The organism is Amphibacillus indicireducens, assembly GCF_039539605.1.
Taxonomy (GTDB): domain Bacteria; phylum Bacillota; class Bacilli; order Bacillales; family Amphibacillaceae; genus Amphibacillus; species Amphibacillus indicireducens.
This window is the reverse complement of record NZ_BAABDL010000067.1, coordinates 37,768-63,254: the sequence shown is the minus strand read 5'-3', so window position 1 is coordinate 63,254 and position 25,487 is coordinate 37,768. Positions and strand designations below refer to the sequence as shown.

The following is a 25,487-nucleotide window of genomic DNA, read 5'->3' as shown; positions in this document are numbered from 1 at the left end:
TTTTAATTGATTTGATGCGGTTTATTCAGGTTTTATGATTGGGCTATGAATAATCTAGGTAAATGTTATGTAAAAATACAGTCTTTATCATTTCAAACTATTGTTTGCTATATAATATAAATGAAATGAGCTTTTTTAATAAAAATGGAGGTGTTTTTATTAAAAAATTATTAATGTCAGTAATTCTGTTTACACTTTTATGGTCAGTCTTAATACCTAATACGACCCAAGTAAGTGCAATAACATCAGATGAAAATTTAGTAACACCTAGTTGCGCAACATGTGACTACAAATATTGGAGAATTACTAGCACCAGTTATATTGGGAAAGTGTATGATACTACACGTACTTTTTGGGATGAGTATTATTCAAGTATTAATGGAACTCAACATGGACTCACTATTTCATACAATCAAAAGGCAACCGTATCTGGATCATTTTCAATAAGCTATGCTGCAATTGGCGTTTCAATTGGTATTACACCTGGAACTAGCTATCCAGTTGCGTATACAAGCATGTCTCCACATACCAAAAAAGGGGAAACATGGGCTGCTTATTACCGTAAAGGAAATAAAAAGCATAAAATTAACCAGAAGGAGTATCACAGAGTTTATTCTACTGGTAAGGACGCTCCTACAGGGAAATCAAAAACTGGTTACGTTTATGAACCAGCTGCAGGACGTGTAGACTGGGTAAAAAGGTAGGTTAATATTTAGATGAAAATATTTGTGGTATTTAATTTACTGCTTTTTAGTTTAGTCGGTTGTTCTAACCAAAATGATCATTTAATAGGGAATCAACCACCTGAATTTGAATTATCTATTATGAATTCAGGAGATAGTTTGTCTAATCCAACGATTCTAGAGAAAACTGGTCTATCGATTGAAACGGAACACTGGAATACAGAGAAAGGGATCTTAACAGATGAAGAGGTGCTCTCTATAGCAATGAGCCTACGTGAGGAGCATGTTAATCTACAACCTTACGAAGTTATTTTAGATCGTTATCTGATCAATTTTGATTTTTCAAAGGCTGAAGATAAACCAAACTACTTCTTTGCCTTTATAACTTCAGACGAAGAAGAGGCTTTATACTGGGAAGGTGAGATTCCAGATGAAGGTGCATTTACTTTTTCACCCCCATACACAGGTGTTGGCATCGTCAAAGTTAAAATCATTTTCCAATGGCAACAAACAGAGTCGGTTGTACTTGGACAACAAACCGTCCGTTTCGATCTTAATGTAAGTAACTAACAATTAAAGGTTTCTTCAACTAATAAGATTAATACCTTATCAGTTGAAGAAACCTTTTTCTTTGGTTTAAATAAATCAGCAGCTTTCCGGTACACTTTCTCGATCTTCTGCTTTTGACGCCGAATCACAGCCACATGAATGGACTGTGTTGGGATTGTCGACGGTAAATCCGCCACCCATCATATTCTGTTTAAAATCAATCGTTGTACCTGTGACAATAGCAATATCTGCTTTTTTTATCGTTACCGGAATCGTATTTATATCAGTTAAATAATCAACCCGTTGATCAAATGCCTCATCGAATCTTAGTGAGTATGATAATCCATTACATCCCTCATCATTAACACCTAAGCGAAGCCTGAGACGATCATTTTCTTCATAGTTTAACATTTCATTCATGCGCTCTTTTGCTTGTTGAGTAATTTGGAGAACCATCAATCCTTACCCTCCTCATCATTCTTACCTTACAGTATACGTAAAAAGAACTATAAATTCAAATTCACCGCTCACACAATAAAAAAGCTGATTCATTCGATTCAGATCGATTAAATTATTTCCCGAGAAATAATCTTGATCGCTTCTTAATTCTCAAAATAAATGGTATAATTGAAAAAGTGAGACAGAAAGGAGTAGATGGATGATGCAAGAACAAGTCCAAGAAGTTTTAAAGAGATTACGTCCATTCTTACTGCGTGACGGTGGCGATGTAGAACTAGTTGATGTCAATCAAGGAATTGTACGTCTCCGTTTACTTGGAGCATGTGGGAACTGCCCGAGCTCAACGTTAACACTTAAAGCAGGAATTGAGCGTGCCCTCGTATCAGAAGTGCCTGGCGTACGTGAAATAGAACAAATTGTTTGAGTTGTAAATAGAAGCACTTTTTAAAAACGAACAAGCTAAAAAGACTACTTTGGATTTGCTAAAGTAGTCTTTTTAGTATGCTGTATAAATGAATTACTTAACAGATACCCCTTGATTAACAGCCTCAAGTACGTGCCAATCCAATTGTGGAAAAGCTTCCTTCCAATGATCAAAGTGTTTATTTACTTGTTCCTGACTTGCTAGAGCGATCATTGTTGGTCCAGCACCACTCAAATATAAACCATAGACATTGTCTGCTAAAGTATCTTCAATTTGAGTGTAATGAGGAATTAACGCTTTTCGGTAAGGCTGATGAAATAGATCTTTTTTCATCAACTTCCCTAATACGGGCCAGTTTTGTTGGCAGATCGCTGCAACACTAACATTGGCAACACTACTTGCTCTTACACTCTCACTGTGTGTGAATTGTTTAGGTAAAATCTCGCGCGCATCACTTGTTTTTAATTCGAAGTCGGGGATGATCGTGACAAAACTTAAGTCATCAATCGGAACACGAATCGTTTCAAGTGTCTGATCATAATGACCGATCACACAACCACCCAAAACAGCAGGTGCAACATTGTCAGGATGCCCTTCAATCTCAGTTGCAAGCAATACTTTTTCATCAGCTGTTAAGTTTAATTGCAACAATTGATTGGCAAGCTCGATTCCCGCAACAATCGCTGTCGCACTACTGCCGAGTCCCCTCGCAAATGGAATCTCACTTGTCATTTCAATCCGACATGGTGGTAAGATATCGACTTGATATCTCTCTGCTACTCTTTTGGCAATCTGATAAATAAAATTCGATTCATCTGTCGGTAACCCTTCAAGTTGATCTGACAGGAGAACAAATTCCAGTCGATCTGCCTCGGTCACTTTCAACGTTAAATATAAATTTAATGCAATCCCAATTGAATCAAAGCCAGCCCCTATATTTGCAGTAGTGGCTGGCACTTTAATCATAAAAGTCATTGTGAGTCACGACCTACAATTTCCCGAATCACAACGTCATCATCATTTGGTAAGACAGTTGGTTTAATAGTGCTGTACTCAATCGCAGTATCTGGATCTTTTAACCCGTTTCCTGTTAAAACACAAACAACTTTTGCACCTTTTTCAACTTGCCCCGCTTCTAATGCCTTAAACAATCCAGCAATTGATGAGTTAGAAGCTGGTTCTGCGAAAATCCCTTCATTTTCAGCAAGCCATTGGTAAGCGGCAATCATCTGATCATCGGTAATTTCATCGATAAGCCCACCTGATTCATCACGAGCAGCAACTGCTTGCTTCCAACTTGCTGGGTTACCGATTCGGATTGCTGTTCCAACTGTTTCAGGATTTTCAATCACTCGATCATTGACAATCGCAGCTGAGCCACTTGCCTCGTAGCCCATCATTTTCGGTAAGCCTGTTTGTTTTAACTCATGATACTCTTTGAATCCCTTCCAATAAGCTGTAATATTCCCAGCATTACCGACTGGAATGAATAAATAGTCAGGAGCTGTTCCAAGGACGTCACACACTTCAAAAGCAGCTGTTTTTTGTCCTTCAATTCGATACGGGTTAACAGAGTTCACGAGGGTAATATCGTCTCGTTCACCTAATTTTCTTACCATTCTCAATGCATCATCAAAGTTTCCTTCAATTGAATAGGTTTCTGCCCCATACATAACTGCTTGAGCAAGTTTCCCTTGAGCGATTTTACCTTCTGGGATAATAATAATTGATCTTAGTCCAGCTCTTGCTGCATAAGCAGACGCTGAAGCAGACGTATTACCAGTCGAGGCACAGATGACTGTTTTCGCACCATCTTCAATTGCCTTTGCAATCGCCATTACCATACCACGATCTTTAAATGAGCCTGTTGGGTTAATTCCCTCTACTTTTGCATAGGCTTCAATTCCATATTTTTCAGAAATTTTTTCTAATTTGATTAACGGTGTATTCCCTTCATGTAAGCTAATCATTGGTGTGTGATCAGTTATCGGTAAAAATGCTTTATATTCTTGTAAAAGTCCTTGCCACGCCATCAATTATTCCTCCCCATCCACTCGATAATGACTAATTAGTCGTTTGACTACTGTTAGTTTTTCTAGTGCTTGCATACTTTTTAGTAACTGTTCTTGACTGATATGGTGTGTGACCATCACAATTTCTGCTCGACCTTTTTCTTTAGCTGGTAATTGCAAAATTTTCGCAAAGCTCACACTGTTTTCAGAAAAAACGTTTGTGATCTCTTGGAAAGCACCCGCTTGATCTTCAACGTCTAAACGGATAAAATGGCGTGAGAATTTTTCATGATCAGCCTTTAATTGTCGTTTGAATTGTGGTTCAACATATGATTTCCCACTGATTCCTAAGCGTAAATGACGAATGACTTCCATTAAGTCTGATACGACCGCTGTTGCTGTTGGTAAACTACCAGCTCCCGGTCCATAGAACATTGTTTCTCCCACCGCTTCACCGTGGACAAAAACAGCGTTAAATTCATCATTAACGAGTGCTAATGGGTGATCTTTCGGTAAAAGTGTTGGTTCAACAGTCACTTCGGCCTTATGGTCATCCATTGAAGCAATCCCGATTAATTTGATTGTATAGCCTAAATTATCGGCAAAATTAATATCTTCTTGGGTAACTTGTCGAATCCCTTTCACTTTGACATCATCAAGATTTAATTCCATTTTAAATGCTAAATTAGCTAATAGAACCATCTTACGAGCAGCATCAAGTCCATCAACATCTGCACTCGGATCCGCTTCAGCAAAACCTAATTTTTGCGCTTCTTTTAAGACAACGTCAAAGTCTAAACCTTCCTTCGTCATCTTTGTCATAATAAAGTTTGTCGTCCCATTAACAATCCCCATTACTTTTTCAATATGATCAGAAGCCAAGCCATCAACTAATGTTCGAACAATCGGAATACCACCAGCGATACTCGCATCATATTGAATATCACACTGATTTTCTTTTGCGATTTGAATTAATTTTTGACCGTGCAATGCCATTAAGTCTTTATTAGCCGTAACAACATGCTTTTTATTTTTTAATGCACGTTCTAGGATTTTATATGTTTCATCGATTCCACCCATTACTTCAACAATCACTTCAATCTCATCATGATCTACAAGGTCAGATGGATCTGTCGTTAACCAATTTGGATCAATCTCAACATCCCTTGCTTTAGAAATATCATGTGCTAAAACTTTTTCAATTTCAATTTTGCAACCTAACATATGTTGAATTCTTTCTTGGTGTCCTTGTAACACTTTGACAACACCCGTTCCAACCGTCCCTAGTCCACACAAGCCTATTTTTACCGTATCCATTTTAATGCCTCCCCTTTTTGTTCTCTCATAATGTACAAATGTTTGTTCATAGTGGACATTATACATCTAAGTTCGAATTGATTCAAGATAAATTAACGTAAATTTCAGAAAAAAGTGAAAATTCCTTTCCAACCATTATAAACGTGTCTTGCAATCCTTTCAATATCTTTTTTGTTTGATTAGTGATATGATCGGTTATAGTAAGAACATCCGTAAGTACTGTGTAACAATTTGTAAAAATCAATAATTTTCGTTAGAATATGACTAAATAATTTGCAGATGGGATGGGGTTACATGTCAGAAGAAAAACCAAAAACAGCTCTAGAAAGAAAAGCCCGTGAATGGATTAAAGAACGCGGTGTCACACTTAAAGATATCGGTGAGCTAGTTCATTATCTTCAGTCACCTTACCAAGAATCATTAACGTTAGAAAAGTGTATTAAACACGTCGATCGTGTCTTAAGTAAACGTGAAGTGCAAAATGCTGTCATCACTGGAATTCAACTTGATGTCCTTGCTGAACAAGGGAAATTAGATTCCCCGCTTCAAGAGACGATTTTTACTGATGAAGGGTTATATGGCATTGATGAGATTATCGCTCTGTCAATCGTCAACGTCTATGGGTCGATCGGTTTCACCAATTATGGTTTTATCGATAAACAGAAGCCTGGAATTTTAAAGGATCTCAATGATAAGTCAACTGGAAAGTGCAACACATTCCTTGATGATATTATCGGCGCAATTGCTGCAGCTGCATCGAGTCGACTTGCTCATAGTTTGGCAAATGATGAAGAAGTTGATTAAACGAAACAAAAACGCTTAGCTTTCACTTTTTATTGAGTGAAAAACTAAGCGTTTTTTAATTACTTAACAATTCGTTTGACGACAAAGTAGGCACAGCCAAAATTACAATACTCTAATAAGTAATCATCGATTGCCGCTGCCTTCGTATCAAACGTCGCCTTAGGATTTTGATCATCAAAAAAGCCTTTTAGCCTTAATTGGTCGTAGCCCCAATCGCCAACAATAAAGTCATACTTCGCTAAAATATCACTATACCTTTCGGCAAACACTTTTTTGTCAAAGCCACTTTTATAATTTTCAACCAATTGATAAACCTGACCTTCTACGACTACTTCTTCTATCATGTGACGATACCCCTTTTATAAATAATCCTAGTCATCATTAAATTATAACAGTATAAGACATGTTCGTTTCTATTTTAGCACAGAGTCATAAACTTCAACAGCTGAAGTTCTCAAAAACTGGTTGGTTCAAACTGGTAGTTATGATTCCGGTTTTTTTGACCATATTAAATGTATTAACTTTCTAAAATGAGGTTGTATTGATGATTAAAATAATGCTTTGTTTTCTGATCTTTTTTCAATTGTTTGCGATCACTAATCTAGCTAGTGAAGAACTTGATTTAGACACGGAAAGAGAAGCACTCTACCGAAAAACTGAAGCCATTTCGCAAGTCCCGTGGTATTATTTAGCGGCCATCGATCAATATGAACGACAAATTCATCAAGATAAACGATCGATCTCAATTACGTTGCCTGAACATCAATGGTTTGGGATCACAAATATTGACCAGTATCAATCGATAACAGCAATCAATCTTCACCATGGGATTGGCAAAGATGGAAATGGTGATGGTTTAGCTGATCCAGATAACCCAGAAGATCAACTCTATACAATCGCTGATTATTTATCATCCTATGGTTTAAACGAACTCAATATCCAACAAGCTTTGTGGGATTATTATCAGCGTCCATTAGCGGTAAAAACAATTAAACAAAACGCAAAAATTTATCAGACATATCGAACGACTGCACTTGATGAGCGCGCCTTTCCTGTACCGAAACATTTTAATTACAGCTACAGAAGCACGTGGGGAGATGCACGCGGATTTGGTGGACGAAGAATTCATGAAGGAACAGATATTTTTGCCGGTTATGGTACACCTGTGAGAGCAACGACTTACGGCACAATTGAAATCAAAGGCTGGAATCGATATGGTGGCTGGCGAATCGGTATTCGTGATCTAGATAATATTTATCACTACTATGCTCATTTACATGGTTTTGAAGCTGATTTAAATGTAGGTGATATTGTCGAGCCTGGACAAGTCATTGGTTATGTTGGATCAACTGGGTACGGCCCTCCAGGGACATCAGGTAAGTTTCCTCCACATCTACACTATGGTATGTATAAAGATAATGGTGAAAATCAATGGGCATTTGACCCTTTTCCTTCATTAAAAAGAGCAGAGCAACAAAAATAAGCGTTGTTAGATCTTAGATGAACAACGCTTATTTTACTGACTAGCTTATTTACTTGACTTAAATGCGTGGATCACACTAACAGCTAACCCACCCCAAATAATTAACATACCAATCATCATCATAACAATTGCTGATGCTGACATCATTCCTCACTCCTTATGATTACTTTTCATTCGGCCATTTTTTCATCGTAATAAACACACCAAAAATCATCGCCCCAATCGCAACCATCCAACCAAAATTAAATAAAAACTCGCTAGGATACCCACTATAATCACTCGTCATATCCGTTCTTAAGTTTTGAATCATCATATAACCTAAGACAAGGGGTGTGATAAAACGTAACGAAAACTGCCACCATGAGCCGAGTAAAATATCCGATACACTGTCGGCGTGAGCTTGTAGGTTGTTAAGTTCTCTAGCAAACCAAGCGATCCCAACAACTTGGATCAGCCCAGCTAAAGCAATGCCGTAGTTATTAATAAAGTAATCAACCGTATCAAGTAAAACTAAACCACCTTGCGTAGCAAACAACAGCGAAACAACTGAAGCGAAGCCGACACCGATCAATACTGATGTACGGCGTGAAACATTAAACTTCTCCTGTACGCCAGCAATATAAGTCTCAGAGATCGAAACCATTGATGACATACCCGCCAATACAAGTGAGGCGAAGAAGAGAAACCCAAACAGGCCTGACGCTGGCATTTGGCTGACGATCTCAGGAAAGACGACAAATGCTAAACCAACACCACCCTCGACAACTTCTGAAACCTCTTGACCTGTTTGAGCTGCCATAAAACCTAATGCAGCAAAAACACCAATCCCTGCTAATAACTCAAACGATGAATTCGAAAAACCAGTAATAAATGCATTGTTCGTTATATCAGACTTTTTAGGTAAATAAGATGAAAATGTAACCATAATCGCAAAACCAATTGATAAACTAAAGAAAATTTGTGCATAAGCCGAAACCCAGACAGATCCATCCATAATCGACGACCAATCTGGTGCAAAAAATGCCTCTAATCCTGTGAATGCACCTGGTAGTGTGACGGCTCTGATGACAATTAATAAAAAGCAAATTAATAATAACGGAATAAAAATTCGGTTTGCTAGTTCAATTCCTTTATTAACCCCTCTAAATAAAATAACAAACACAATTACCCAAATGATGATCATTGGCCATAAAACACTTGGAACGATTGAACCAAATGTACCTGGGTCTGTTCGATTTAAAAAATCATTCATAAAAAAAGATTCAGGGTTATTCCCCCAAGCCTGTGAAAAAGAAAAATAAGCATACATGCTTGCCCATGCGACAATTACCGGATAATAAGTTGAAATAACAAATGAAATGGCAATTTGCCACCAGCCAATCCACTCCATACCACCACTGATTCGTTTTAAAGCACGAGGAGCCGAACTACGATATTTATGGCCAATCGTAAATTCCATTATTAACATCGGTATCCCTGCTGTTAATAAAGCAAATAAGTACGGAATAAAAAAAGCACCCCCACCATTTTCATACGCCACAGCCGGGAAGCGCCAAATGTTACCCAAGCCGATTGCAGAACCCATCGCTGCTAAAAGAAACCCCAAACGCGAACCCCATTGTGATCTATTTTCCATATCTCTAAATTCCCCCTTGATACAAAAAAGAATATTCCGACAATTTTCACTTCAAATACTTCATACACCAGAACCGACATCTGAAGTATTTAAAGTACTATGAAAATATTCTTTTAAAAATAATGAAAATTATCGAAAGATTTATTTTTTTCTGACATTGATCGATTATATCTGTTAGTTGATCAAGTGTCAAAGGCTATTGTGTGAACATTTAGGGAACTTTTTTAAAAAAAATTACTCAACAGGCTCTAACGGGATCGATAGCGGAATATCATCATTTGGATTCGCATTATAATAAAGCGGAACCTCGCCACTATAACCACCACTACCAATTGGAATCGATTGATCAATCATTGCCGTTTTTGAACCAAAAGGAATAACCGTGCGAATCTCAACATTTATATGAACAACAGGTTCAATGTGAACACTATTAATTTTCATCCCAGTAATCAACGTCTCAACCTTCGTATTGACAAAACCAATCACTTCTAAATTAACCGGAATTTTAGGACCCAAATTAGCCAGTAACGGCACACCAAATGCTTGGCCTAACGGAATCTCAATTAAGCTCGCTTGTCTATGAATTTGCTCGATTTCTGATTGACTTAAATCGAGAGCTGATAAATCGGCTTGTTCAGGAACCGCTCCTTGTTCCAATAGTTTCAGAAACTGTTCAACTCTAAACTGAATATTACGTTGAATTTGTGTTTCTAATGCCGCATTAACTTGATAGCTGACGACCCGTCCATTTTGATCATATTGAAACGTAATTAGCTCACCTATTTCCAAGTCTTGATTGATTTGATTTCCGATTGCGATGCCCATCGCCATATTGGCATACTGTTCATTTCGAGTCTCCGCAATTTCTAATAAAATCGGCTTTACTCGATTATTGACATAAACGATGCTTAATAATGTAATCAAGAAAAAAATAACTGTTGTTAGCGCAAATAAATCCTTCTTCGTCCCAACATATCGCCTTTTTTTTCGCCACACAACAATCCCTCCCAACATAGACTATATATATGCTGGAAGGGATAAAATTAAGCATCGATTATACTTTCTAGCCAACAACTGTAATGTTCAACTCTTCAGCAAGATCAAGGTCATATGGAGTGACTGTTTCATTATCGTGACTGAACACACGAACAACCGGTCGATTTGATAACTTTTTATTCTGTCTTACAACAATAGCATGTGCACCGTTATTAAGCTCAACGGTCACACCATTCGGATAAATCGTAATGCTATCACGGAACGTACGAACCATATCTTGATCAAATAATGTCCCGCTTCCTCCATATAAAATCTCTAATCCTTCCTGTGGAAGCATGGCATCACGATAGACTCGGTCACTCGTGACAGCACCAAATACGTCAGTGATCGCTAAAATCTTTCCATACTTATGTATCTTATCGCCTGTTAAACCCCTTGGGTAACCAGATCCATTTAACCGTTCATGATGCTGATAGGCACAGTGCGCAACAAGAAGTGGGAAATCTGTTTTTCTTAAGTACTCAAAACCTAATTCCGGATGCGTTTTAATCGTCTCAAATTCACCCTCTGTCAATTGACTCGTCTTTTTTAAAATAACCTCTGGAATAAACACTTTACCTATATCATGAAGCAAAGCACCTAAGCCAATTTCTCTTATCTCACTCTTAGAATATTTTAATTCATTAGCTAGCGCAATCGAGTAGATCGCCACATCGACAGAATGCTCAAATAAATAGTCATCACTAATAAATATATCTGACATTAGTGTTAGCACTTGTTCATCTGATTGAATCTGGTTAATTAAACGATCAACCACAGACGTCATCTTTTGAGTTGTTTTATCTAATAAAAAGGAATTATTTTTAAAGCCTGTATCTTTAAATGATTTAAAAACAGATTTAACCGTATGAATCGAGTCTGCCTTCACTTGCTCTGAAATCGTCGAGTGAATTAAGATGTCTTCAGACAATTCATCCTTAATGTAAACAAACGTCACACCTAATTCGAGTAATCGATTAATAATCGGACGTGTTAGTTTTACATGACTTTGTACTAAAATCCTACCCTTGTCATTATAGATTGGCTTGGCCAATTCATTTCCTTCTCTTAATCCCCTTGTCGTTACTAATCTCATAATGGTCCCCTAACCTTCGTCTCAATTAATAATTAAGTTAAATTACTAAGTTCATAATTCATTTATCGACATGATTCGACAAAAATGAAGTTAAATTTTAGTGACCTGCTATCTGTATTAAAGCTTGACGCAATAAATCTCTCATAAATTCAGGTAAGTAAAATTCTTTTGCTTGAGCACGTGAAATTTGTAGCGATAAATGTTCAAACGTAAACATATCGGCTGTTGCTAACCGATAAGACTGGTTTAAATCTAATGGCTGTCCGTTAATGATTAACTGATCAATAAACTGCTTATTTTCGTGATCTTCTTTAGCCAATCCTGCATAAACTAAAACCCCCATCACTTTTCCTCGAAAACCGTAGCCCTTAACTTGGATTTGTTGATAGGCTTCCGCTAATCCTGCCCGAACAATTTCTAAGAGTTCTTGACCTGTTACACGAACAACACACGGATTAATCGGATGTGGACAAATACGATGGATATCTCGCTCAGTTACAACCCCTTGTTCAAACCCTCCAAGCAGAATACCCGCATTTAACATCGCAACATCCGCTTTCGTCCAGTCTTTCAAAGTCTCTGTTAATTGTTTAATTAGAAACGTTTCTTGATGCCAATCGACCTCAAGTGGTTCTTTTAACTTAACGACTTCTTTACTTAACAATAGGTCAGACTCTTCTTGTTGTTTTTTTATTAAAGCAGCAGTTTCTTGATCAACATGATCATCTGGAATTGGATGAGCAATTGCAGTTTTATTGATTAATTTTCTTTGTTGATGATCCCAGGTTAAACAAACCTCACCTACATAAAAGCCTGACTTGCCAACCCCGGTTAAAATTGCCTCTTCATAAACTTCTTCTGTTTCAAATAAATGATGTGTATGTCCGCCAATGATGACATCAATCTCAGGATATTGCTCAGCAATTACTCGATCTGGATCAACACCTAAATGAGATAATAAAATAATCGCATCGGTTTTTCCTTTTAGTTGAGCAAGGTATTGTCGCAACGTTTCGAGAGGGTCATCAATTTGCCAACCTAAAGGTGAATAAAAATCAGCAAACGGTGCGGTTAAGCCAATCACACCAATTTTCACACCAGAGTCTGTCGTTAAAATCTGATAGGGTTGAAGCCACTCCGGATCACTACCATCTTGACACGATAAATTTGCACAGGCAATTTTAAATTCTACATCGGCATAAAGCCTTGTTAATTCTTCTTTCGTTAGCGTGATCCCTTCGTTATTCCCGAGATTAATCACATCATAATTCGCTTTATTTAAGAGCTCTACATTACCTTTTCCCTTTAATGCTTCCGATATAGGATTAACGCGATCGATGTGATCGCCATTATCTAACAAAAAATAGTCTTGGTTATGTTTGTTTCGTTCAGTAATTTTTCGCTGAAGAAAATAGGTAATTTTAGGCCAATTCTCAAAATAACTATGTAAATCACTCGTATAATAGAAATATATATTTTCTTTCATATTGATTTACCCCTGTCCTAACTATCAATTTTACAGAATATCATTTTCCATCATTATAACACTCAAATATAAATCTAGTATTTAGAACTTAATTAAATTTGTAAAGAATTGAACATAACAAAAACCCATTTGCGAGAAAGATACAAAATAGGTTCTAGTTATATGTTCTATTTTTATTGAGAAGAAAGCCTTAATACATCATCTAATTTTTCTTTAATTTCTTCACGCAAATGATGTGTAATCATGATGACTGTTAGATCTTTTTGACTCATTAAGCTTTCTTCAATTTCTAATGCACTTTTCTGATCAAGACTAGACGTTCCTTCATCAAGTAAAATGATTTGTTTGCCACGAATCAACCCCCTTGCCAATGTAACACGTTGTTTTTGCCCACCGGAAAGCAAGCGCCCACTCTCACCAATTGATGTATCAATTCCATTTGGAAGTTGAGCGACAACTTCTTGCAATGAGCTTTGCTCCAATGCGAGCATAATTTCTTCGTCTGTAAATGATTCACCGAGGGTAATATTATCTCGAATTGTTCCATCGAAAAGATATGGCTGTTGGTCAAGATATAAAATTGCTTCTCTCAAATCATACCCTGATAATGCGTTCAATTCATAACCATTAAAGATAATTGAACCCGTATAATCTGTTAACTTCCCATTTAATATATTGAGTAAAGTTGTTTTTCCACTTCCACTAGCGCCAACAATCGCATATTTCTTTCCTAAATCAAATACTTGATTGATATGTTCCAAGACCTGTTTGTCTCCATAAGCATAGCTCATATTTTTCAGGATAATACCTGAATCAACTTGATCAATTTTTTGATTAACTTGTTGCGAACGACTCTTAATTTTTTCAAACTTGTCAAAGATCGGTCCAACAGATTGGAAGCTCGCTATTTGTTGACTGAGATTTCCGACTGTATTAAATACAGTACTTGCTAAATTACCTGTTGCAGAAAAGGCACCAACTGAAACAACCGATAGAAATGCTAAATACCCCGTCAATCCTAAGATAGACAACTGACCAAAAATATTCCCTAAAGCTCCTAGAATAGCAACCTTTGCAATGATACTTGCTCGCTTATTTTTCGCTTTAGCCAAAACTAATGAAGCTTTTTCAGTATCAGTTGTAATCTTTTTTAATAAATTGAATGAAAAGAGCGTATCAAAGCCATTCAATACATCAGTGATTCGACTTAAAAAATGTTCCCCTTCTTCTGTTGTCTTTAGCGAAACATTTGCTAACTTCTTCTGATACATTTTTGGTAATAACAAGGTCAATCCAGAAATAAGCAATGTCCAAAGCACAATGCTCCAATGAAAAACAAATAACCCAATGATCGCAGTAAACGTTGCAATTACCCCTTTTACAACAGCATAAAATTGATCAAATCCATGTGTCTCGATCGTATTAATATCTGTACTTAACCAAGAGGCGTAAGTACCCACCTGCTTTTCATGAAATCCCGAATAACTCGCCCTTTCCATTCGCTCAGTCATATCCATTCGAATCGTTGTCGACATCATCTGCATCGTTTGACTCTGCTTGTTAATTTCAAAATTCATAAATAATAAAAAGACAAAATAGACACCCAGAATAATCAGCAATATTATGAAAAAGCTTTGATAATCAAACTCGATGAGAGCATTCAGAGCATAAGCCGTTAATACACCAGCAACTGTTTGACATACACCTGTTATGAGCATCAATAAAAAAACAATACTATTTTCTTTCCAAAAACGTTTAATATAGAAAAACACCCGCAATCACTTCCTTTTCTTATTTCACTTTTTAGTGTGAAGGAAGTATAATGATGATAAATCAAAATTTGCATATCTGCAAAAATGAGGTGACCTAATGTCTTATGGAAAAACATTCAAACAAATTCGAAAAGGAAAGAGCTTCACATTAAAAGAAGCCGTTGGAAATACGTTATCGATTTCTCAGCTCTCTCGGTTTGAAAACGACCAATCAATGATCCCGGTCGATTTATTTCATGAACTTTTACAAAATGTGAACACAACACCTCAAGAATTCCACTTTCTAATCGGTCATGACTTTGAAAAACATTTACGTGATTTTTTTAATGAGCTAATCGTCTATCATGATGCAAACGATTATGACAATCTCGAAAAGATGAAGCAACGTCTTAAAGATACTGTGCTAAGCCCATACAGTTGGAAACAATTTTTAGTCTATTTTATTGATGCATTAATCGAAGCAAATCAAACAGGTGAATTAGTAAATAATCATGCACTTCAAAACTACTTAATGCAAGTTGATGATTGGGGAGAAATGGAGCTCCGACTCTACGCCATTTTTGGGTTTGTTTTTGAAGTTGAGACAACGTACTTTTTAATGAAAACAGCACTTAAAAAAAGTAAGCTTTATCAATCGATTCCACAATATATGAGTTTACTATACACCATTCTCACAAATAATTTTTCTACATTTGTTTATCATCAACGATATGATTATGCTGAAGAAACAATCTTAATTTTTGAAGAACAGTATTCTAAAGAGTTAGAACTATTAGATCCTCATTTAAATTTTATCTTTAATCGTGGTATTTTAGCATTTTGTCAAAAAAATGTTACTGAGGGAAAACAATATTGCGAGCAAGCAATTAAGTTCTGCCAACTCTTTAATCAAAAGAAACGCGGAGAAATTTTTCAAATGCGCTACGCTACTTGGCGAAAGCGATATAATGATCCTGATTTTAGAGAATTAACAATCGAACCAGGGTTGTTTGGCTTGTTTAAGGACTATTAATTTAAACACACAAAACCCTTGTCACGTCTTGCGTAACAAGGGTTTTAAAGCTTTAACCAATACTTCCTTCCATCTCGAAACTTATCAATCTGTTCATCTCAACAGCATATTCCATTGGGAGTTCTTTTGTAAATGGCTCGATAAAGCCCATTACGATCATTTCTGTTGCTTCAATTTCACTTAGACCACGGCTCATCAAGTAGAATAATTGTTCTTCCGATACTTTTGAAACCTTCGCTTCGTGCTCAAGTGAAATGTTATCATTTAAGATTTCATTATATGGAATCGTGTCAGACGTTGACTGGTTATCCATAATCATCGTGTCACACTCAATATTTGCACGTGCACCATCTGCCTTACGACCAAAGTGGACAAGACCTAAGTAAGACACGTTCCCACCACTGTGTGAAATCGATTTTGACACGATCGTTGATGATGTGTTTGGTGCGAGGTGGAACATTTTCGCACCTGCGTGTTGCATTTGGCCTTTACCTGCAAGCGCAATCGATAATGTATTTCCTCTTGCACCTTCCCCCATTAACATAATTGATGGATATTTCATTGTTAACTTAGAACCTAAGTTACCATCGATCCATTCCATCGTTCCGTTTGCTTGGACAGTTGCACGTTTTGTGACTAAGTTATAGACGTTATTTGCCCAGTTTTGAATCGTTGTATAGCGGCAATAAGCGTCTTTCTTAACGATAATTTCAACGACAGCACTATGCAGTGAACTTGATGAGAACGTTGGCGCAGTACAGCCTTCAACATAATGTACTGAAGCCTCTTCATCAACAATAATTAAAGTCCGTTCAAATTGACCCATATTTTCTGAGTTAATTCGGAAATATGCTTGTAGTGGTGTATCAGATTTAACACCTTTTGGTACATAGATAAATGAACCTCCAGACCATACCGCAGAGTTTAATGCAGAAAATTTATTGTCTGTGTATGGAACAACTGTCCCAAAATACTCTTTAAATAATTCCTCGTGCTCTTGAAGTGCAGAATCTGTATCTTGGAATATAATCCCCAACTCAGCAAGATCTTTTTTAAGACTTTGGTAAACAACTTCTGACTCATACTGTGCAGATACACCTGCTAAATATTTTTGTTCTGCTTCAGGAATACCTAAACGGTCAAAAGTTCGTTTAATCTCTTCAGGTACTTCATCCCACGAACGCTCTGACTTTTCTGTTGGTTTAACGTAATAAGTTAAATCATCAAAGTCAAGTTCAGATAGGTCACCACCCCACTGTGGCATTGGTCTTTTATAAAAATGCTCTAATGCTTTCAAGCGGTATTCAAGCATCCATTCCGGTTCATTTTTCATTTCAGAAATCTGTCTAACGATTTGTTCGTCTAACCCTTTATCGGTACGAAAAATTGAGACATCTTTATCATGAAACCCGTATTTATATTCACTAAACTCAGGTACATTTTTTACCATGATTAGCCCTCCTTATTTTTTTAAGACACGGAAAATTATTCGCCTTGATTTGTAGCCTTTTCCATTGCCTTCCACGCTAAAGTTGCGCACTTAATTCGTGCTGGGAATTTCGAAACCCCTTGAAGTGCTTCAGCATCACCCATATCTTCATCAGATAGCTCATCGATCTCACCAAGCATTAATTTAGAAAATGTTTCAGACATCGCTAGTGCATTCTCAAGTTTTTGACCCTTAATAGCTTCCGTCATCATTGAGGCTGAAGCTAAACTGATTGAACACCCCTCCCCCTCAAACTTGACGTCTTTAATTAGATCGTCTTCAATCATTAAGTGAACTTCAATTCGATCACCACAAGTGGGGTTATTCATTTCTAATGTTAATGCGTTTTCTGGTAATGCCCCATGGTTTCGAGGGTTTTTATAATGATCCATTATAACCTGTCGATACAAGCTATCTAAGTTGTTAAAAGACATTGGTGAAAAACTCCTTTGTTTTCTTTAATCCAGCAATAAAACGATCGACATCTTGCTTTGTGTTATATAAATAAAAGCTTGCCCGTGCTGTTGCTGTAACGTCAAGCCATTTCATTAACGGTTGCGCACAGTGATGACCAGCACGAACTGCAATACCTTCTGTATCTAAAACTGTTGCCGTATCATGCGGATGAACATCAGTTAAATTGAAGGTAATTAGTCCGGCACGTTCTGTTGGACCGTATACTTCGATTCCTTCAATTGTTTTAATTTGTTCAAGTCCATAATCCACAAGCTCTTTTTCATGTAAGGCAATTTGGTCAAGACCGATGTCTTCTAAATAATCAATCGCAGCCTTAAGACCAACTGCTCCAGCGATAATCGGGGTTCCCCCTTCAAATTTCCACGGGAGCTCTTTCCAGGTTGAATCATAGAGATCGACGAAATCAATCATTTCACCACCAAATTCAACAGGTTCCATCGCTTCTAATAACGACTTTTTACCATATAAAACACCAATTCCAGTCGGTGCACACATTTTATGACCTGAAAAAGCATAAAAATCGCAATCTAAGTCTTGTACATCTACTTTAAGATGTGGCACGCCTTGCGCTCCGTCAACTAACAGTACAGCCCCATGTCGATGAGCAATTTCTGCAATCTCCTTAATCGGATTGATCGTGCCTAACACGTTAGAGACTTGCGTAATTGCAACAATCTTTGTTTTTGATGTGATTGTTTTTTCAACTTCAGTTAATGAAATTGTTCCATCAGCTTCCATTGGGATATAGTTTAATCTTGCACCTGTTCGTTTGCTTAGTTGCTGCCAAGGAATAATATTACTATGGTGTTCCATTTGGGTAATCACAATCTCATCGTCAGGAGTCAAGTTTTGATTACCATAACTCATAGCCACGATATTAATTGCTGTTGTTGTCCCTCTTGTGAAAATAATTTCTTCCCTATGTTTAGCATTAATAAACTGCTGAACACGATCTCTAGCACCTTCGTATTGCTCGGTTGCACGTGTACCAATCGTATGCACACCCCTGTGAACGTTTGCGTTATTTAATCGATAGTACCCGTTAACAGCTTCAATTACTTGATTCGGTTTTTGTGCGGTTGCTGCCGAATCTAAATAAACGAGCATGTGACCATTTACTTCTTGATTTAACAACGGAAAGTCAGCACGGATTGTGTTAACATCCATCTTAATAGACTTTCCCTTCGATAACATCCGTTAATTGCTTACGAACAGCTTCGATTGGGATACTTGATACAACCGGAGCTAAGAAACCATGAATAATTAAGCGCTCTGCTTCTTTTTGTGAAATTCCTCGACTCATTAAATAATAGAGATGGAGTGGATCGACGCGACCAACTGAGGCCGCATGTCCTGCCGTTACATCATCTTCATCAATTAACAGGATCGGGTTTGCATCACCACGAGCATCCTTATTTAGCATCAAGACACGAGATTCTTGCTCTGCATTTGCCTTCGTTGCACCATGTTCGATTTTTCCAATCCCATGGAAAATTGCAGTTGCACGATCTTTCATCACGCCATGCTGTAAAATCAGGCCGTCTGATGCTTTACCATAATTAACTGTTTTAGCAGTAAAGTTTTGTGTTTGATCGCCACGACCAACCGAAACAGCTTTAGCGTAGCAGAAAGAATTATCACCTAATAGATGCGTAACATTTTCTGACAGCGTGTTGCCATCATTCATTTGACCAAGTGCCCATTTAATTTCAGCATCACGATCAGCCATGCCACGTCGATTAATATAAGCTGTTGTCCCATATGCAAAATGATCAACTGAACCATATGAGATTGACGCGTTATCTTTTGCAAAAACTTCTGCAACCACGTTCGCAACTGTTTTTGTTTCTTGATGGTCAGACAAGTAATTTTCAACATAGGTCACTTGACTATTTTCTTCTGCGACGATAATCACGTGGTTAAATAAAGCTAAGTCTTTATCTTCTTGCCAAAAAATCGCTTGTACAGGTGTCTCAATGACGACATTTTTCGGTACATATAAGAAAACTCCACCATTCATTAATGCCGCATGAACAGCTGTTAATTTATGCTCATCTACACTGACAGCTTCATTCATATAATACTTCTGAACTAAGTCTGCGTGTTCTTGCATCGCTGTAAAGATATCGGTAAAAATAACACCCTGATCTTTTAAATCAGCTGATAAAGCTTGGTAACTATTAAATTGATTACGCAAAATCACTAAGTTTTGCTCATCTAATTCTAAATTAACAAACTTTTTAATATGATCTGGGAGATCGACTAGAGCAGAGATTTTTTTAGCTTCTCCTTGGTGTGAAAACGTCGAAAAGTCCCAACGAGTAATCTTTGTTTTATCAGGCTTTGGCATCTCAAGCTTGTCTGCTTGTTTCAATGCGTCAGCGCGAAGTGTCTTCATCCAATCAGGTTCATTATTCTGTTGTGAATATTTTTCAATATAATCTGTCGTGTAGCCTGCCAACATTTCTACTGACATACAATCTCTCCTCTCCTTTAAGCGTCGTGACCAACTGTTTCATCTTCAATTCCTAACTCAGCTTTAATCCACTCATAACCTTCAGCCTCTAAACGTTCAACTAATTCTGCGCCCCCAGACTTAACGACACGCCCTTGCATCATGACATGAACAAAGTCAGGTGTCACATAGTTGAGTAGACGTTGGTAGTGAGTAATAATTAAGCAACCGAAAGCATCACTTCTTAGTTTATTGATTCCTTTAGAAACAACTTTCAATGCATCAATATCAAGTCCTGAGTCAATTTCATCTAAAATACCGATTTTAGGTTTAATCAACATTAATTGAAGAATCTCATTTCGTTTCTTCTCTCCACCTGAGAATCCTTCATTTAAATAACGCTGTGCCATATTTGTATCAATATCTAAAAAGTCCATTGTCTTATCCATCTCTTTGATGAATTTCATTAATGGAATTTCATCGCCTTCTTCACGGTGTGCATTAATAGCTGAACGCAAAAATTCAGATGTCGTTACACCACTAATTTCACTTGGATATTGCATCCCTAAAAATAAGCCAGCTTTTGCTCGCTCATCAACTTCCATTTCTAGCACATCTTCTCCATCCATTAGGATTGAGCCTTTTGTTACTTCATAGTTAGGGTGTCCCATAATTGCAGATGCTAGTGTTGATTTCCCAGTCCCGTTAGGTCCCATAATTGCATGGAATTCGCCACCTTTAACCGTTAAGTTTACCCCTTTTAAAATTTCTTTACCTTCAATTTCTACATGAAGATCTTTAATTTCTAAAGTTGATCCTGCCATCAGCTATACCTCCAAAAGTATTTTTTATTTTAAAGAATAGTAATTAATACCATTCCTAGTTTATTCTCATTACAATCTTATACTATTTAAAATCTAATATCAAGATTAACAACTGAGACTAAACCTCTTTCCACACCGAATCGTATAGAAAGTTTTTGTGTCACTATCTTAACATATTATCGTACTAAAGGCGAAGTGAATTGAGCCAAAATTGTGAAAACAATCTTACGAAATAAAAAGCCCCTTTTATCTAGTTAAAAGGGGCTTTTAAATCTGTGATTCTATTCTCAATCACTGAAGTTAATTGAGCACGATTAATTTAATTGTTGCCTATCGGAATGATTTCTCCACCGTACTGTTGATTAATAAAATCAACAACAACATCAGATTGTAAAATTTCAACAAGCTTTAGTAAATTTTCATTATCTTTATCTTCTGCACGTGCAACGACAATATTGACATATTGAGAATCATCGCCTTCAAAGAATAGCGCATCCTCAGCTGGAGACAAGTCAGCTTCAATTGCATAGTTGGCATTGATCGCGATTAATTTATCTGCTTCATTCTCATATGCCTCAACTAAAAATTCAGGATTCACATCTGGTGAAAATGTTAAGTCATATGGATTATCAACTATATCATCGACTGTTGCTGTTGTTTTTTCAGCGTCTTCAGCTAAAGTAATAAAACCATTTGCTTCAAACAATGATAAGATACGACCATGATCTGGTTCACTTCGACTAATGATCACTTCAGTACCTGGTACAATTTCATCAATACTTGAGATTTCTTTTGAATAGACACCAATCGGTTCAACGTGAACGCCACCAAGATCGACTAAATCATAGCCCTTACTGCTAATTTCACTTGCTAAATATGGACCATGTTGGAAGAAGTTCGCATCCAATTCGCCACGAGATAAATCTTCGTTTGGCAGTGCGTAATCTGTGTACGTTTCTATCACAAGTTCAATACCTTCATCTTTTAAAACATCAACGATTTCTTCAAGAATCTCACCGTGTGGCACACTTGTTGCCCCAACTTTGATCACATTACTCTCACTCTCTGAATCTGAACCTGAATCCCCACCACATGCAACTAAAAATAGACTTGCGACGATAAAAATAATGGCTAATAATCTTTTTCTCATTGTTATCTCCCCTTATTGTTTTTTTATATTAACGTTTATCAATTTTGTTGGTAATCAGATCGCCAATGAATTGAAAAACGAAAACGATAATAATTATGAACACTGTACAAACAAAGACAATATCAAAATCACGTCTGGTAAAGCCATAATAATAAGCATAATCGCCTAATCCACCTGCACCGATCATCCCAGCAACAGCGGTATAGCCAATTAAGGCGATCGTCGTGACCGTTATCCCTGACACGAGAGCAGGCATTGCTTCCTTCAAGAGCACTTTAAAAATAACTGTTGATACTTTTGCCCCCATCGACTCAGCTGCTTCAATCACACCCTTATCAACTTCCCTCAATGCGATCTCAACTAAGCGAGCATAAAAAGGAGCTGCTCCAATGATAAGTGCTGGTAAGGCTGCGTTTGATCCTCTAAATGTTCCAAATAAAAATGTTGTAAATGGCAATAGTAAAATAATTAAAATTGCAAATGGGATTGCTCTAAAAATATTGACAATTGCAGCAACAATAAAATGAAGCTGTTTATTTTCCCATAGTCCATCTGGTGATGTCAAATAAAGGACAAGCCCCAAAATTAACCCAAGAATTAATGTCCCAATCATAGCAATGATCGTCATATATAGTGTTTCACCACTTGCTACAACTAAATCAAGCCAATCAACATTTGGAAATAACTCAGCCATGCTTGATCACCTCCACTTTCACGGTGGTCGATTGAATATAAGTAATTGCTTCATCAACGAGCTGATCATCACCTGTGATATGAACGTATAATGAACCATACGGACCTGCTTGCGTTTGCTTAATGTTGCCTTGCAAAATGTTCAATTCGATCGCAAACTTTTTGGCAACCTGGCTAATCAATGATTGATTCGTCGATTCACCAATAAACTGCAGTTTTAATAGTTTACCAGTCGACACGGATTGCAGTAACGTCTCATCAGTCACTTCTTCATCAGGTTTACCCATCACCTGTTCAACAAATCTTTTCGTTACTTGATGGCTTGGGTTTGAAAATAAATCTAACACTGCACCTTGTTCAACAATCCGACCATTTTCCATTACAGCAACATTGTGGCAAATCTTTTGGATCACATGCATCTCATGCGTAATCAGAATAATTGTTAGACCTAGTTTTTTATTAATATCAACGAGCAGTGATAAGATCGAATCAGTCGTTTCCGGATCTAAGGCAGATGTCGCCTCATCACACAGTAGTAGCTTAGGTCGATTCGCTAATGCACGAGCGATTCCTACACGCTGCTTTTGTCCACCGCTTAATTGTGACGGATAAGCAGCTTCTTTTCCAGTTAGCCCAACGAGATCAATCAATTGTTTGACACGCTCATTTCGTTCCGCTTTTTCAACACCAGCAATCTCTAGTGGAAATGCAATATTCTCACTGACGGTTCTCGACCACAATAAATTAAAATGTTGAAAAATCATTCCGATATCTTGTCGTTTTATTCTTAAATCCTTTTTGTTTAACGTTGTCATTTCTTCACCACCAACAGTAATCGATCCACTAGTTGGTTCTTCTAGACGATTAATTAAACGGACAAATGTGCTTTTTCCTGCCCCACTATAGCCAATCACACCGAAAATCTCACCAGCTTTGATCGTTAGATTGATTTGATCAACGGCATCAATCTGTTCCATCCCCAATTTAAATCGCTTTGACAGTTGGCTTATTTTAATCATTTGACTCCCCCGCTCTATAAAAAATCCTAACAAAAAACGTCTTTCTGTTTTTGAAAGAACAGAAAGACGTTTATCTCTATAATAGTCTTCTTGCTCTCTCATCTACCAAAGTTTTCACTTTGCAGGAATTGGCACCATTTTAAACTTTAACAGTTTAACGGTTGCCGGGTTTCATCGGGCCAGTCCCTCCACCACTCTTAATAAGAGTATCTCGGATTTAATTATCTGTAATCATAGCACTTGATTAGTGCGGTGTCAATTATTTTTTTAAATATATTCACCATGCTATACTATATTTTAATTCTGATCATAAAAAGGTGAAAAAATGAAAGCGCCAAAATTCAGCTTATCCTATCTAGACAAACAAGGAGATTATAGCTTAGAAGATGATTTAGGGAAAGTAATTGTCTTAACATTTTGGACATCATGGTGTCCAGCTTGTGGAGTCGATTTACCACTGAAAGAAAAATTTTATCAAGTAGCAGATCCTGAAAAAATTAAATTTCTTACAATTAATGTTGTCGGTAGAGAACGTGACCCAAGTGATGGAGTTCGTTTTTATCGTGACTTCTTAACTCAACCTTCCTTAGTCGATCGAGGGTTAGAAACGTATCGAGCTTATAATTGCCAGGGGGTACCAACAACCGTGATCATTAATCAAACTGGTGAGATCGTGGAACAATTAACAGATCAAGCGAAACCGATCAAAATTATTGAAGCCATTCGTCCTTTTATTTAATTAAATTAGTTTATAAATCGCTTAATCATTCGATCGGATAAGCTGTATGAGACCACTATATTTAATGGTAAAATAAGCAGTAATGTCAGCACATCTGTCACAATCGACCAAGAGACAATCCCTTTATTGATAATCCGTCTAAAGATAAAAAAGAAAATAAAAAATAGTGCCACTGTTAAAATAAGCTTTAAAATCAAGTGTTTTTTTTCCAACTTAATTACTCCTATCTGAATTGTTAGCTGACTCAGTTATCGATTCAAATTTACATAATATTCAGTGAATCACTCGTGCAGCTAACAAATTTTTTCGTAGTTAAGTGATGTAATGATCGTAGCACCTTTTAAAATACGTGCCAACCGGTCTAATTCTATCTAAATAACTACAAAAAAGAGGCATTGACGTAAAGACTTAGCTTGAGCATTGTGACTCAATCTGTCTCTTCTGTCAATACCACTTTTAGGTATTACTATTATTATTCTTGATCAATGAACCCTTGATATCGTTCAGCTGTTAGGAGTTGATCAAGTTCTTCTTCATTAGTTGCTTCCACGACAATTAACCAACCATTCTCATATGGTGATTCATTAACTAGCTCAGGACTATCCTCGAGCTCTTCATTGACTTCAACAACGACTAATGAAATAGGTGCATATAACTCTGAAACGGTTTTAACCGATTCGACACTACCGAATGTGTCAGTAGCAGCTAGTTGATCACCGACATCTGGCAGTTCAACAAAAACGATGTCTCCGAGCTCATCTTGAGCATGTTCTGTAATACCAACTCTAAACTTGTCGTCCTCTTGCTTAACCCATACATGTTCATTAGAATACTTTAAACCGCTTGGTACACTCATTATGATAGCCTCCTTTT

At 37.1% G+C, this 25,487-nt stretch carries 28 protein-coding genes and 1 riboswitch; of the genes, 7 read left to right on the top strand and 21 right to left on the bottom strand.

What is annotated here, in order from left to right:
* Positions 1-329 precede the first annotated feature (329 nt).
* The gene (locus ABD814_RS06340) at positions 330-704 is read left to right on the top strand and encodes a hypothetical protein (protein WP_344911445.1); all 375 of its coding nucleotides are present in this window, start codon (positions 330-332) and stop codon (positions 702-704) included.
* Positions 705-716: 12 nt separating this feature from the next.
* Positions 717-1,253, top strand: a complete 537-nt coding sequence (locus tag ABD814_RS06335) for a hypothetical protein (protein WP_344911443.1) — start codon at positions 717-719, stop codon at positions 1,251-1,253.
* A 75-nt stretch (positions 1,254-1,328) separates the two neighbouring features.
* On the opposite strand, the gene ABD814_RS06330 is transcribed toward ABD814_RS06335, so the two are convergent.
* A complete protein-coding gene (locus ABD814_RS06330; RefSeq protein WP_344911487.1) occupies positions 1,329-1,688 on the bottom strand; it encodes a HesB/IscA family protein in 360 nt (119 codons plus the stop codon).
* A gap of 202 nt (positions 1,689-1,890) precedes the next feature.
* Between ABD814_RS06330 and ABD814_RS06325 the strand changes: the two genes are divergently transcribed.
* Entirely contained in the window at positions 1,891-2,115 is a 225-nt protein-coding gene (locus ABD814_RS06325) for a NifU family protein (RefSeq protein WP_344911441.1), read from the top strand.
* Positions 2,116-2,208: 93 nt separating this feature from the next.
* Here ABD814_RS06325 and thrB read toward each other — a convergent pair whose 3' ends face one another.
* Genes thrB through ABD814_RS06310 form a run of 3 tightly spaced genes read right to left on the bottom strand, consistent with a single transcriptional unit; the run spans position 2,209 to position 5,444 of the window.
* Positions 2,209-3,090 (bottom strand): homoserine kinase, encoded by an 882-nt coding sequence (gene thrB / locus ABD814_RS06320; protein ID WP_344911439.1) that lies wholly within the window; start codon positions 3,088-3,090, stop codon positions 2,209-2,211.
* Positions 3,087-4,148 carry a threonine synthase gene (thrC, locus tag ABD814_RS06315; protein ID WP_344911436.1) on the bottom strand — a complete coding sequence of 354 codons (1,062 nt, stop codon included), beginning with the start codon at positions 4,146-4,148 and terminating at the stop codon, positions 3,087-3,089. Before thrC ends, thrB begins: the two co-directional genes overlap by 4 nt.
* 3 nt (positions 4,149-4,151) lie before the next feature.
* Positions 4,152-5,444: a homoserine dehydrogenase gene (locus ABD814_RS06310; RefSeq protein WP_344911434.1), complete on the bottom strand. Its 1,293-nt coding sequence runs from the start codon at positions 5,442-5,444 to the stop codon at positions 4,152-4,154.
* Between the two features lie 294 nt (positions 5,445-5,738).
* Between ABD814_RS06310 and ABD814_RS06305 the strand changes: the two genes are divergently transcribed.
* Complete coding sequence (locus ABD814_RS06305; RefSeq protein ID WP_344911432.1) at positions 5,739-6,248, top strand: phosphatidylglycerophosphatase A family protein; 510 nt, start codon at positions 5,739-5,741, stop codon at positions 6,246-6,248.
* Between the two features lie 59 nt (positions 6,249-6,307).
* Here ABD814_RS06305 and ABD814_RS06300 read toward each other — a convergent pair whose 3' ends face one another.
* The gene (locus tag ABD814_RS06300) at positions 6,308-6,592 is read right to left on the bottom strand and encodes a YutD family protein (RefSeq protein ID WP_344911430.1); all 285 of its coding nucleotides are present in this window, start codon (positions 6,590-6,592) and stop codon (positions 6,308-6,310) included.
* A gap of 200 nt (positions 6,593-6,792) precedes the next feature.
* Between ABD814_RS06300 and ABD814_RS06295 the strand changes: the two genes are divergently transcribed.
* Entirely contained in the window at positions 6,793-7,731 is a 939-nt protein-coding gene (locus ABD814_RS06295; RefSeq protein ID WP_344911428.1) for a M23 family metallopeptidase, read from the top strand.
* A 45-nt stretch (positions 7,732-7,776) separates the two neighbouring features.
* Here the strand turns inward: ABD814_RS06295 and ABD814_RS06290 are convergent, their stop codons facing one another.
* The 6 genes from ABD814_RS06290 to ABD814_RS06265 form a co-directional block, all read right to left on the bottom strand.
* Positions 7,777-7,875 (bottom strand): methionine/alanine import family NSS transporter small subunit, encoded by a 99-nt coding sequence (locus ABD814_RS06290; RefSeq protein ID WP_344911426.1) that lies wholly within the window; start codon positions 7,873-7,875, stop codon positions 7,777-7,779.
* A 19-nt stretch (positions 7,876-7,894) separates the two neighbouring features.
* Positions 7,895-9,367, bottom strand: coding sequence for a sodium-dependent transporter (locus ABD814_RS06285; protein WP_344911424.1), 1,473 nt, complete (start codon positions 9,365-9,367; stop codon positions 7,895-7,897).
* A gap of 234 nt (positions 9,368-9,601) precedes the next feature.
* The gene (yunB, locus tag ABD814_RS06280; RefSeq protein ID WP_344911422.1) at positions 9,602-10,363 is read right to left on the bottom strand and encodes a sporulation protein YunB; all 762 of its coding nucleotides are present in this window, start codon (positions 10,361-10,363) and stop codon (positions 9,602-9,604) included.
* A gap of 67 nt (positions 10,364-10,430) precedes the next feature.
* The gene (locus ABD814_RS06275) at positions 10,431-11,498 is read right to left on the bottom strand and encodes an HD-GYP domain-containing protein (protein WP_344911421.1); all 1,068 of its coding nucleotides are present in this window, start codon (positions 11,496-11,498) and stop codon (positions 10,431-10,433) included.
* 97 nt (positions 11,499-11,595) lie between these two features.
* Complete coding sequence (locus ABD814_RS06270; protein WP_344911419.1) at positions 11,596-12,984, bottom strand: bifunctional metallophosphatase/5'-nucleotidase; 1,389 nt, start codon at positions 12,982-12,984, stop codon at positions 11,596-11,598.
* 173 nt (positions 12,985-13,157) lie between these two features.
* Positions 13,158-14,756, bottom strand: coding sequence for an ABC transporter ATP-binding protein (locus ABD814_RS06265; RefSeq protein WP_344911417.1), 1,599 nt, complete (start codon positions 14,754-14,756; stop codon positions 13,158-13,160).
* A 97-nt stretch (positions 14,757-14,853) separates the two neighbouring features.
* Between ABD814_RS06265 and ABD814_RS06260 the strand changes: the two genes are divergently transcribed.
* The gene (locus ABD814_RS06260; protein ID WP_344911415.1) at positions 14,854-15,768 is read left to right on the top strand and encodes an Rgg/GadR/MutR family transcriptional regulator; all 915 of its coding nucleotides are present in this window, start codon (positions 14,854-14,856) and stop codon (positions 15,766-15,768) included.
* Positions 15,769-15,820: 52 nt separating this feature from the next.
* Here the strand turns inward: ABD814_RS06260 and sufB are convergent, their stop codons facing one another.
* From sufB to ABD814_RS06220, 8 genes are all read right to left on the bottom strand, one after another.
* Positions 15,821-17,218 carry a Fe-S cluster assembly protein SufB gene (gene sufB, locus ABD814_RS06255; protein WP_344911413.1) on the bottom strand — a complete coding sequence of 466 codons (1,398 nt, stop codon included), beginning with the start codon at positions 17,216-17,218 and terminating at the stop codon, positions 15,821-15,823.
* Positions 17,219-17,253: 35 nt separating this feature from the next.
* Entirely contained in the window at positions 17,254-17,691 is a 438-nt protein-coding gene (gene sufU, locus ABD814_RS06250; protein ID WP_344911412.1) for a Fe-S cluster assembly sulfur transfer protein SufU, read from the bottom strand.
* Positions 17,681-18,901, bottom strand: a complete 1,221-nt coding sequence (locus tag ABD814_RS06245; protein ID WP_344911410.1) for a cysteine desulfurase — start codon at positions 18,899-18,901, stop codon at positions 17,681-17,683. Before ABD814_RS06245 ends, sufU begins: the two co-directional genes overlap by 11 nt.
* Before the next feature lies 1 nt (position 18,902).
* Positions 18,903-20,210, bottom strand: a complete 1,308-nt coding sequence (gene sufD / locus ABD814_RS06240) for a Fe-S cluster assembly protein SufD (RefSeq protein WP_344911408.1) — start codon at positions 20,208-20,210, stop codon at positions 18,903-18,905.
* Positions 20,211-20,227: 17 nt separating this feature from the next.
* Positions 20,228-21,013, bottom strand: coding sequence for a Fe-S cluster assembly ATPase SufC (gene sufC / locus ABD814_RS06235; RefSeq protein WP_344911406.1), 786 nt, complete (start codon positions 21,011-21,013; stop codon positions 20,228-20,230).
* 319 nt (positions 21,014-21,332) lie between these two features.
* On the bottom strand, positions 21,333-22,163 hold the full coding sequence (locus ABD814_RS06230; RefSeq protein ID WP_344911405.1) for a MetQ/NlpA family ABC transporter substrate-binding protein: 831 nt from the start codon (positions 22,161-22,163) through the stop codon (positions 21,333-21,335).
* 28 nt (positions 22,164-22,191) lie between these two features.
* On the bottom strand, positions 22,192-22,857 hold the full coding sequence (locus ABD814_RS06225) for a methionine ABC transporter permease (RefSeq protein ID WP_344911403.1): 666 nt from the start codon (positions 22,855-22,857) through the stop codon (positions 22,192-22,194).
* Positions 22,850-23,875, bottom strand: a complete 1,026-nt coding sequence (locus ABD814_RS06220) for a methionine ABC transporter ATP-binding protein (RefSeq protein WP_344911401.1) — start codon at positions 23,873-23,875, stop codon at positions 22,850-22,852. Before ABD814_RS06220 ends, ABD814_RS06225 begins: the two co-directional genes overlap by 8 nt.
* 95 nt (positions 23,876-23,970) lie before the next feature.
* A riboswitch (SAM riboswitch) is annotated at positions 23,971-24,082 on the bottom strand.
* Between the two features lie 118 nt (positions 24,083-24,200).
* Between ABD814_RS06220 and ABD814_RS06215 the strand changes: the two genes are divergently transcribed.
* Positions 24,201-24,614 carry a TlpA family protein disulfide reductase gene (locus ABD814_RS06215; protein ID WP_344911400.1) on the top strand — a complete coding sequence of 138 codons (414 nt, stop codon included), beginning with the start codon at positions 24,201-24,203 and terminating at the stop codon, positions 24,612-24,614.
* A 5-nt stretch (positions 24,615-24,619) separates the two neighbouring features.
* On the opposite strand, the gene ABD814_RS06210 is transcribed toward ABD814_RS06215, so the two are convergent.
* Both ABD814_RS06210 and gcvH read right to left on the bottom strand, forming a co-directional pair.
* Positions 24,620-24,826, bottom strand: a complete 207-nt coding sequence (locus ABD814_RS06210) for a hypothetical protein (RefSeq protein WP_344911398.1) — start codon at positions 24,824-24,826, stop codon at positions 24,620-24,622.
* 260 nt (positions 24,827-25,086) lie between these two features.
* A complete protein-coding gene (gcvH, locus tag ABD814_RS06205; RefSeq protein ID WP_344911396.1) occupies positions 25,087-25,470 on the bottom strand; it encodes a glycine cleavage system protein GcvH in 384 nt (127 codons plus the stop codon).
* Positions 25,471-25,487 lie beyond the last annotated feature (17 nt).

Coding starts and splice junctions, on each gene's coding strand:
- sufB (WP_344911413.1), bottom strand. CDS start 17,218: ATGGTAAAAAATGTACCTGAGTTTAGTGAATATAAATACGGGTTTCAT.
- ABD814_RS06230 (WP_344911405.1), bottom strand. CDS start 22,163: ATGAGAAAAAGATTATTAGCCATTATTTTTATCGTCGCAAGTCTATTT.
- ABD814_RS06295 (WP_344911428.1), top strand. CDS start 6,793: ATGATTAAAATAATGCTTTGTTTTCTGATCTTTTTTCAATTGTTTGCG.
- sufC (WP_344911406.1), bottom strand. CDS start 21,013: ATGGCAGGATCAACTTTAGAAATTAAAGATCTTCATGTAGAAATTGAA.
- gcvH (WP_344911396.1), bottom strand. CDS start 25,470: ATGAGTGTACCAAGCGGTTTAAAGTATTCTAATGAACATGTATGGGTT.
- ABD814_RS06310 (WP_344911434.1), bottom strand. CDS start 5,444: ATGGATACGGTAAAAATAGGCTTGTGTGGACTAGGGACGGTTGGAACG.
- ABD814_RS06275 (WP_344911421.1), bottom strand. CDS start 11,498: ATGAGATTAGTAACGACAAGGGGATTAAGAGAAGGAAATGAATTGGCC.
- ABD814_RS06290 (WP_344911426.1), bottom strand. CDS start 7,875: ATGTCAGCATCAGCAATTGTTATGATGATGATTGGTATGTTAATTATT.
- ABD814_RS06260 (WP_344911415.1), top strand. CDS start 14,854: ATGTCTTATGGAAAAACATTCAAACAAATTCGAAAAGGAAAGAGCTTC.
- sufD (WP_344911408.1), bottom strand. CDS start 20,210: ATGTCAGTAGAAATGTTGGCAGGCTACACGACAGATTATATTGAAAAA.
- ABD814_RS06300 (WP_344911430.1), bottom strand. CDS start 6,592: ATGATAGAAGAAGTAGTCGTAGAAGGTCAGGTTTATCAATTGGTTGAA.
- ABD814_RS06270 (WP_344911419.1), bottom strand. CDS start 12,984: ATGAAAGAAAATATATATTTCTATTATACGAGTGATTTACATAGTTAT.
- thrB (WP_344911439.1), bottom strand. CDS start 3,090: ATGACTTTTATGATTAAAGTGCCAGCCACTACTGCAAATATAGGGGCT.
- ABD814_RS06225 (WP_344911403.1), bottom strand. CDS start 22,857: ATGGCTGAGTTATTTCCAAATGTTGATTGGCTTGATTTAGTTGTAGCA.
- ABD814_RS06330 (WP_344911487.1), bottom strand. CDS start 1,688: ATGGTTCTCCAAATTACTCAACAAGCAAAAGAGCGCATGAATGAAATG.
- sufU (WP_344911412.1), bottom strand. CDS start 17,691: ATGTCTTTTAACAACTTAGATAGCTTGTATCGACAGGTTATAATGGAT.
- ABD814_RS06215 (WP_344911400.1), top strand. CDS start 24,201: ATGAAAGCGCCAAAATTCAGCTTATCCTATCTAGACAAACAAGGAGAT.
- ABD814_RS06325 (WP_344911441.1), top strand. CDS start 1,891: ATGATGCAAGAACAAGTCCAAGAAGTTTTAAAGAGATTACGTCCATTC.
- thrC (WP_344911436.1), bottom strand. CDS start 4,148: ATGGCGTGGCAAGGACTTTTACAAGAATATAAAGCATTTTTACCGATA.
- ABD814_RS06305 (WP_344911432.1), top strand. CDS start 5,739: ATGTCAGAAGAAAAACCAAAAACAGCTCTAGAAAGAAAAGCCCGTGAA.
- ABD814_RS06245 (WP_344911410.1), bottom strand. CDS start 18,901: ATGGATGTTAACACAATCCGTGCTGACTTTCCGTTGTTAAATCAAGAA.
- ABD814_RS06335 (WP_344911443.1), top strand. CDS start 717: ATGAAAATATTTGTGGTATTTAATTTACTGCTTTTTAGTTTAGTCGGT.
- ABD814_RS06285 (WP_344911424.1), bottom strand. CDS start 9,367: ATGGAAAATAGATCACAATGGGGTTCGCGTTTGGGGTTTCTTTTAGCA.
- ABD814_RS06220 (WP_344911401.1), bottom strand. CDS start 23,875: ATGATTAAAATAAGCCAACTGTCAAAGCGATTTAAATTGGGGATGGAA.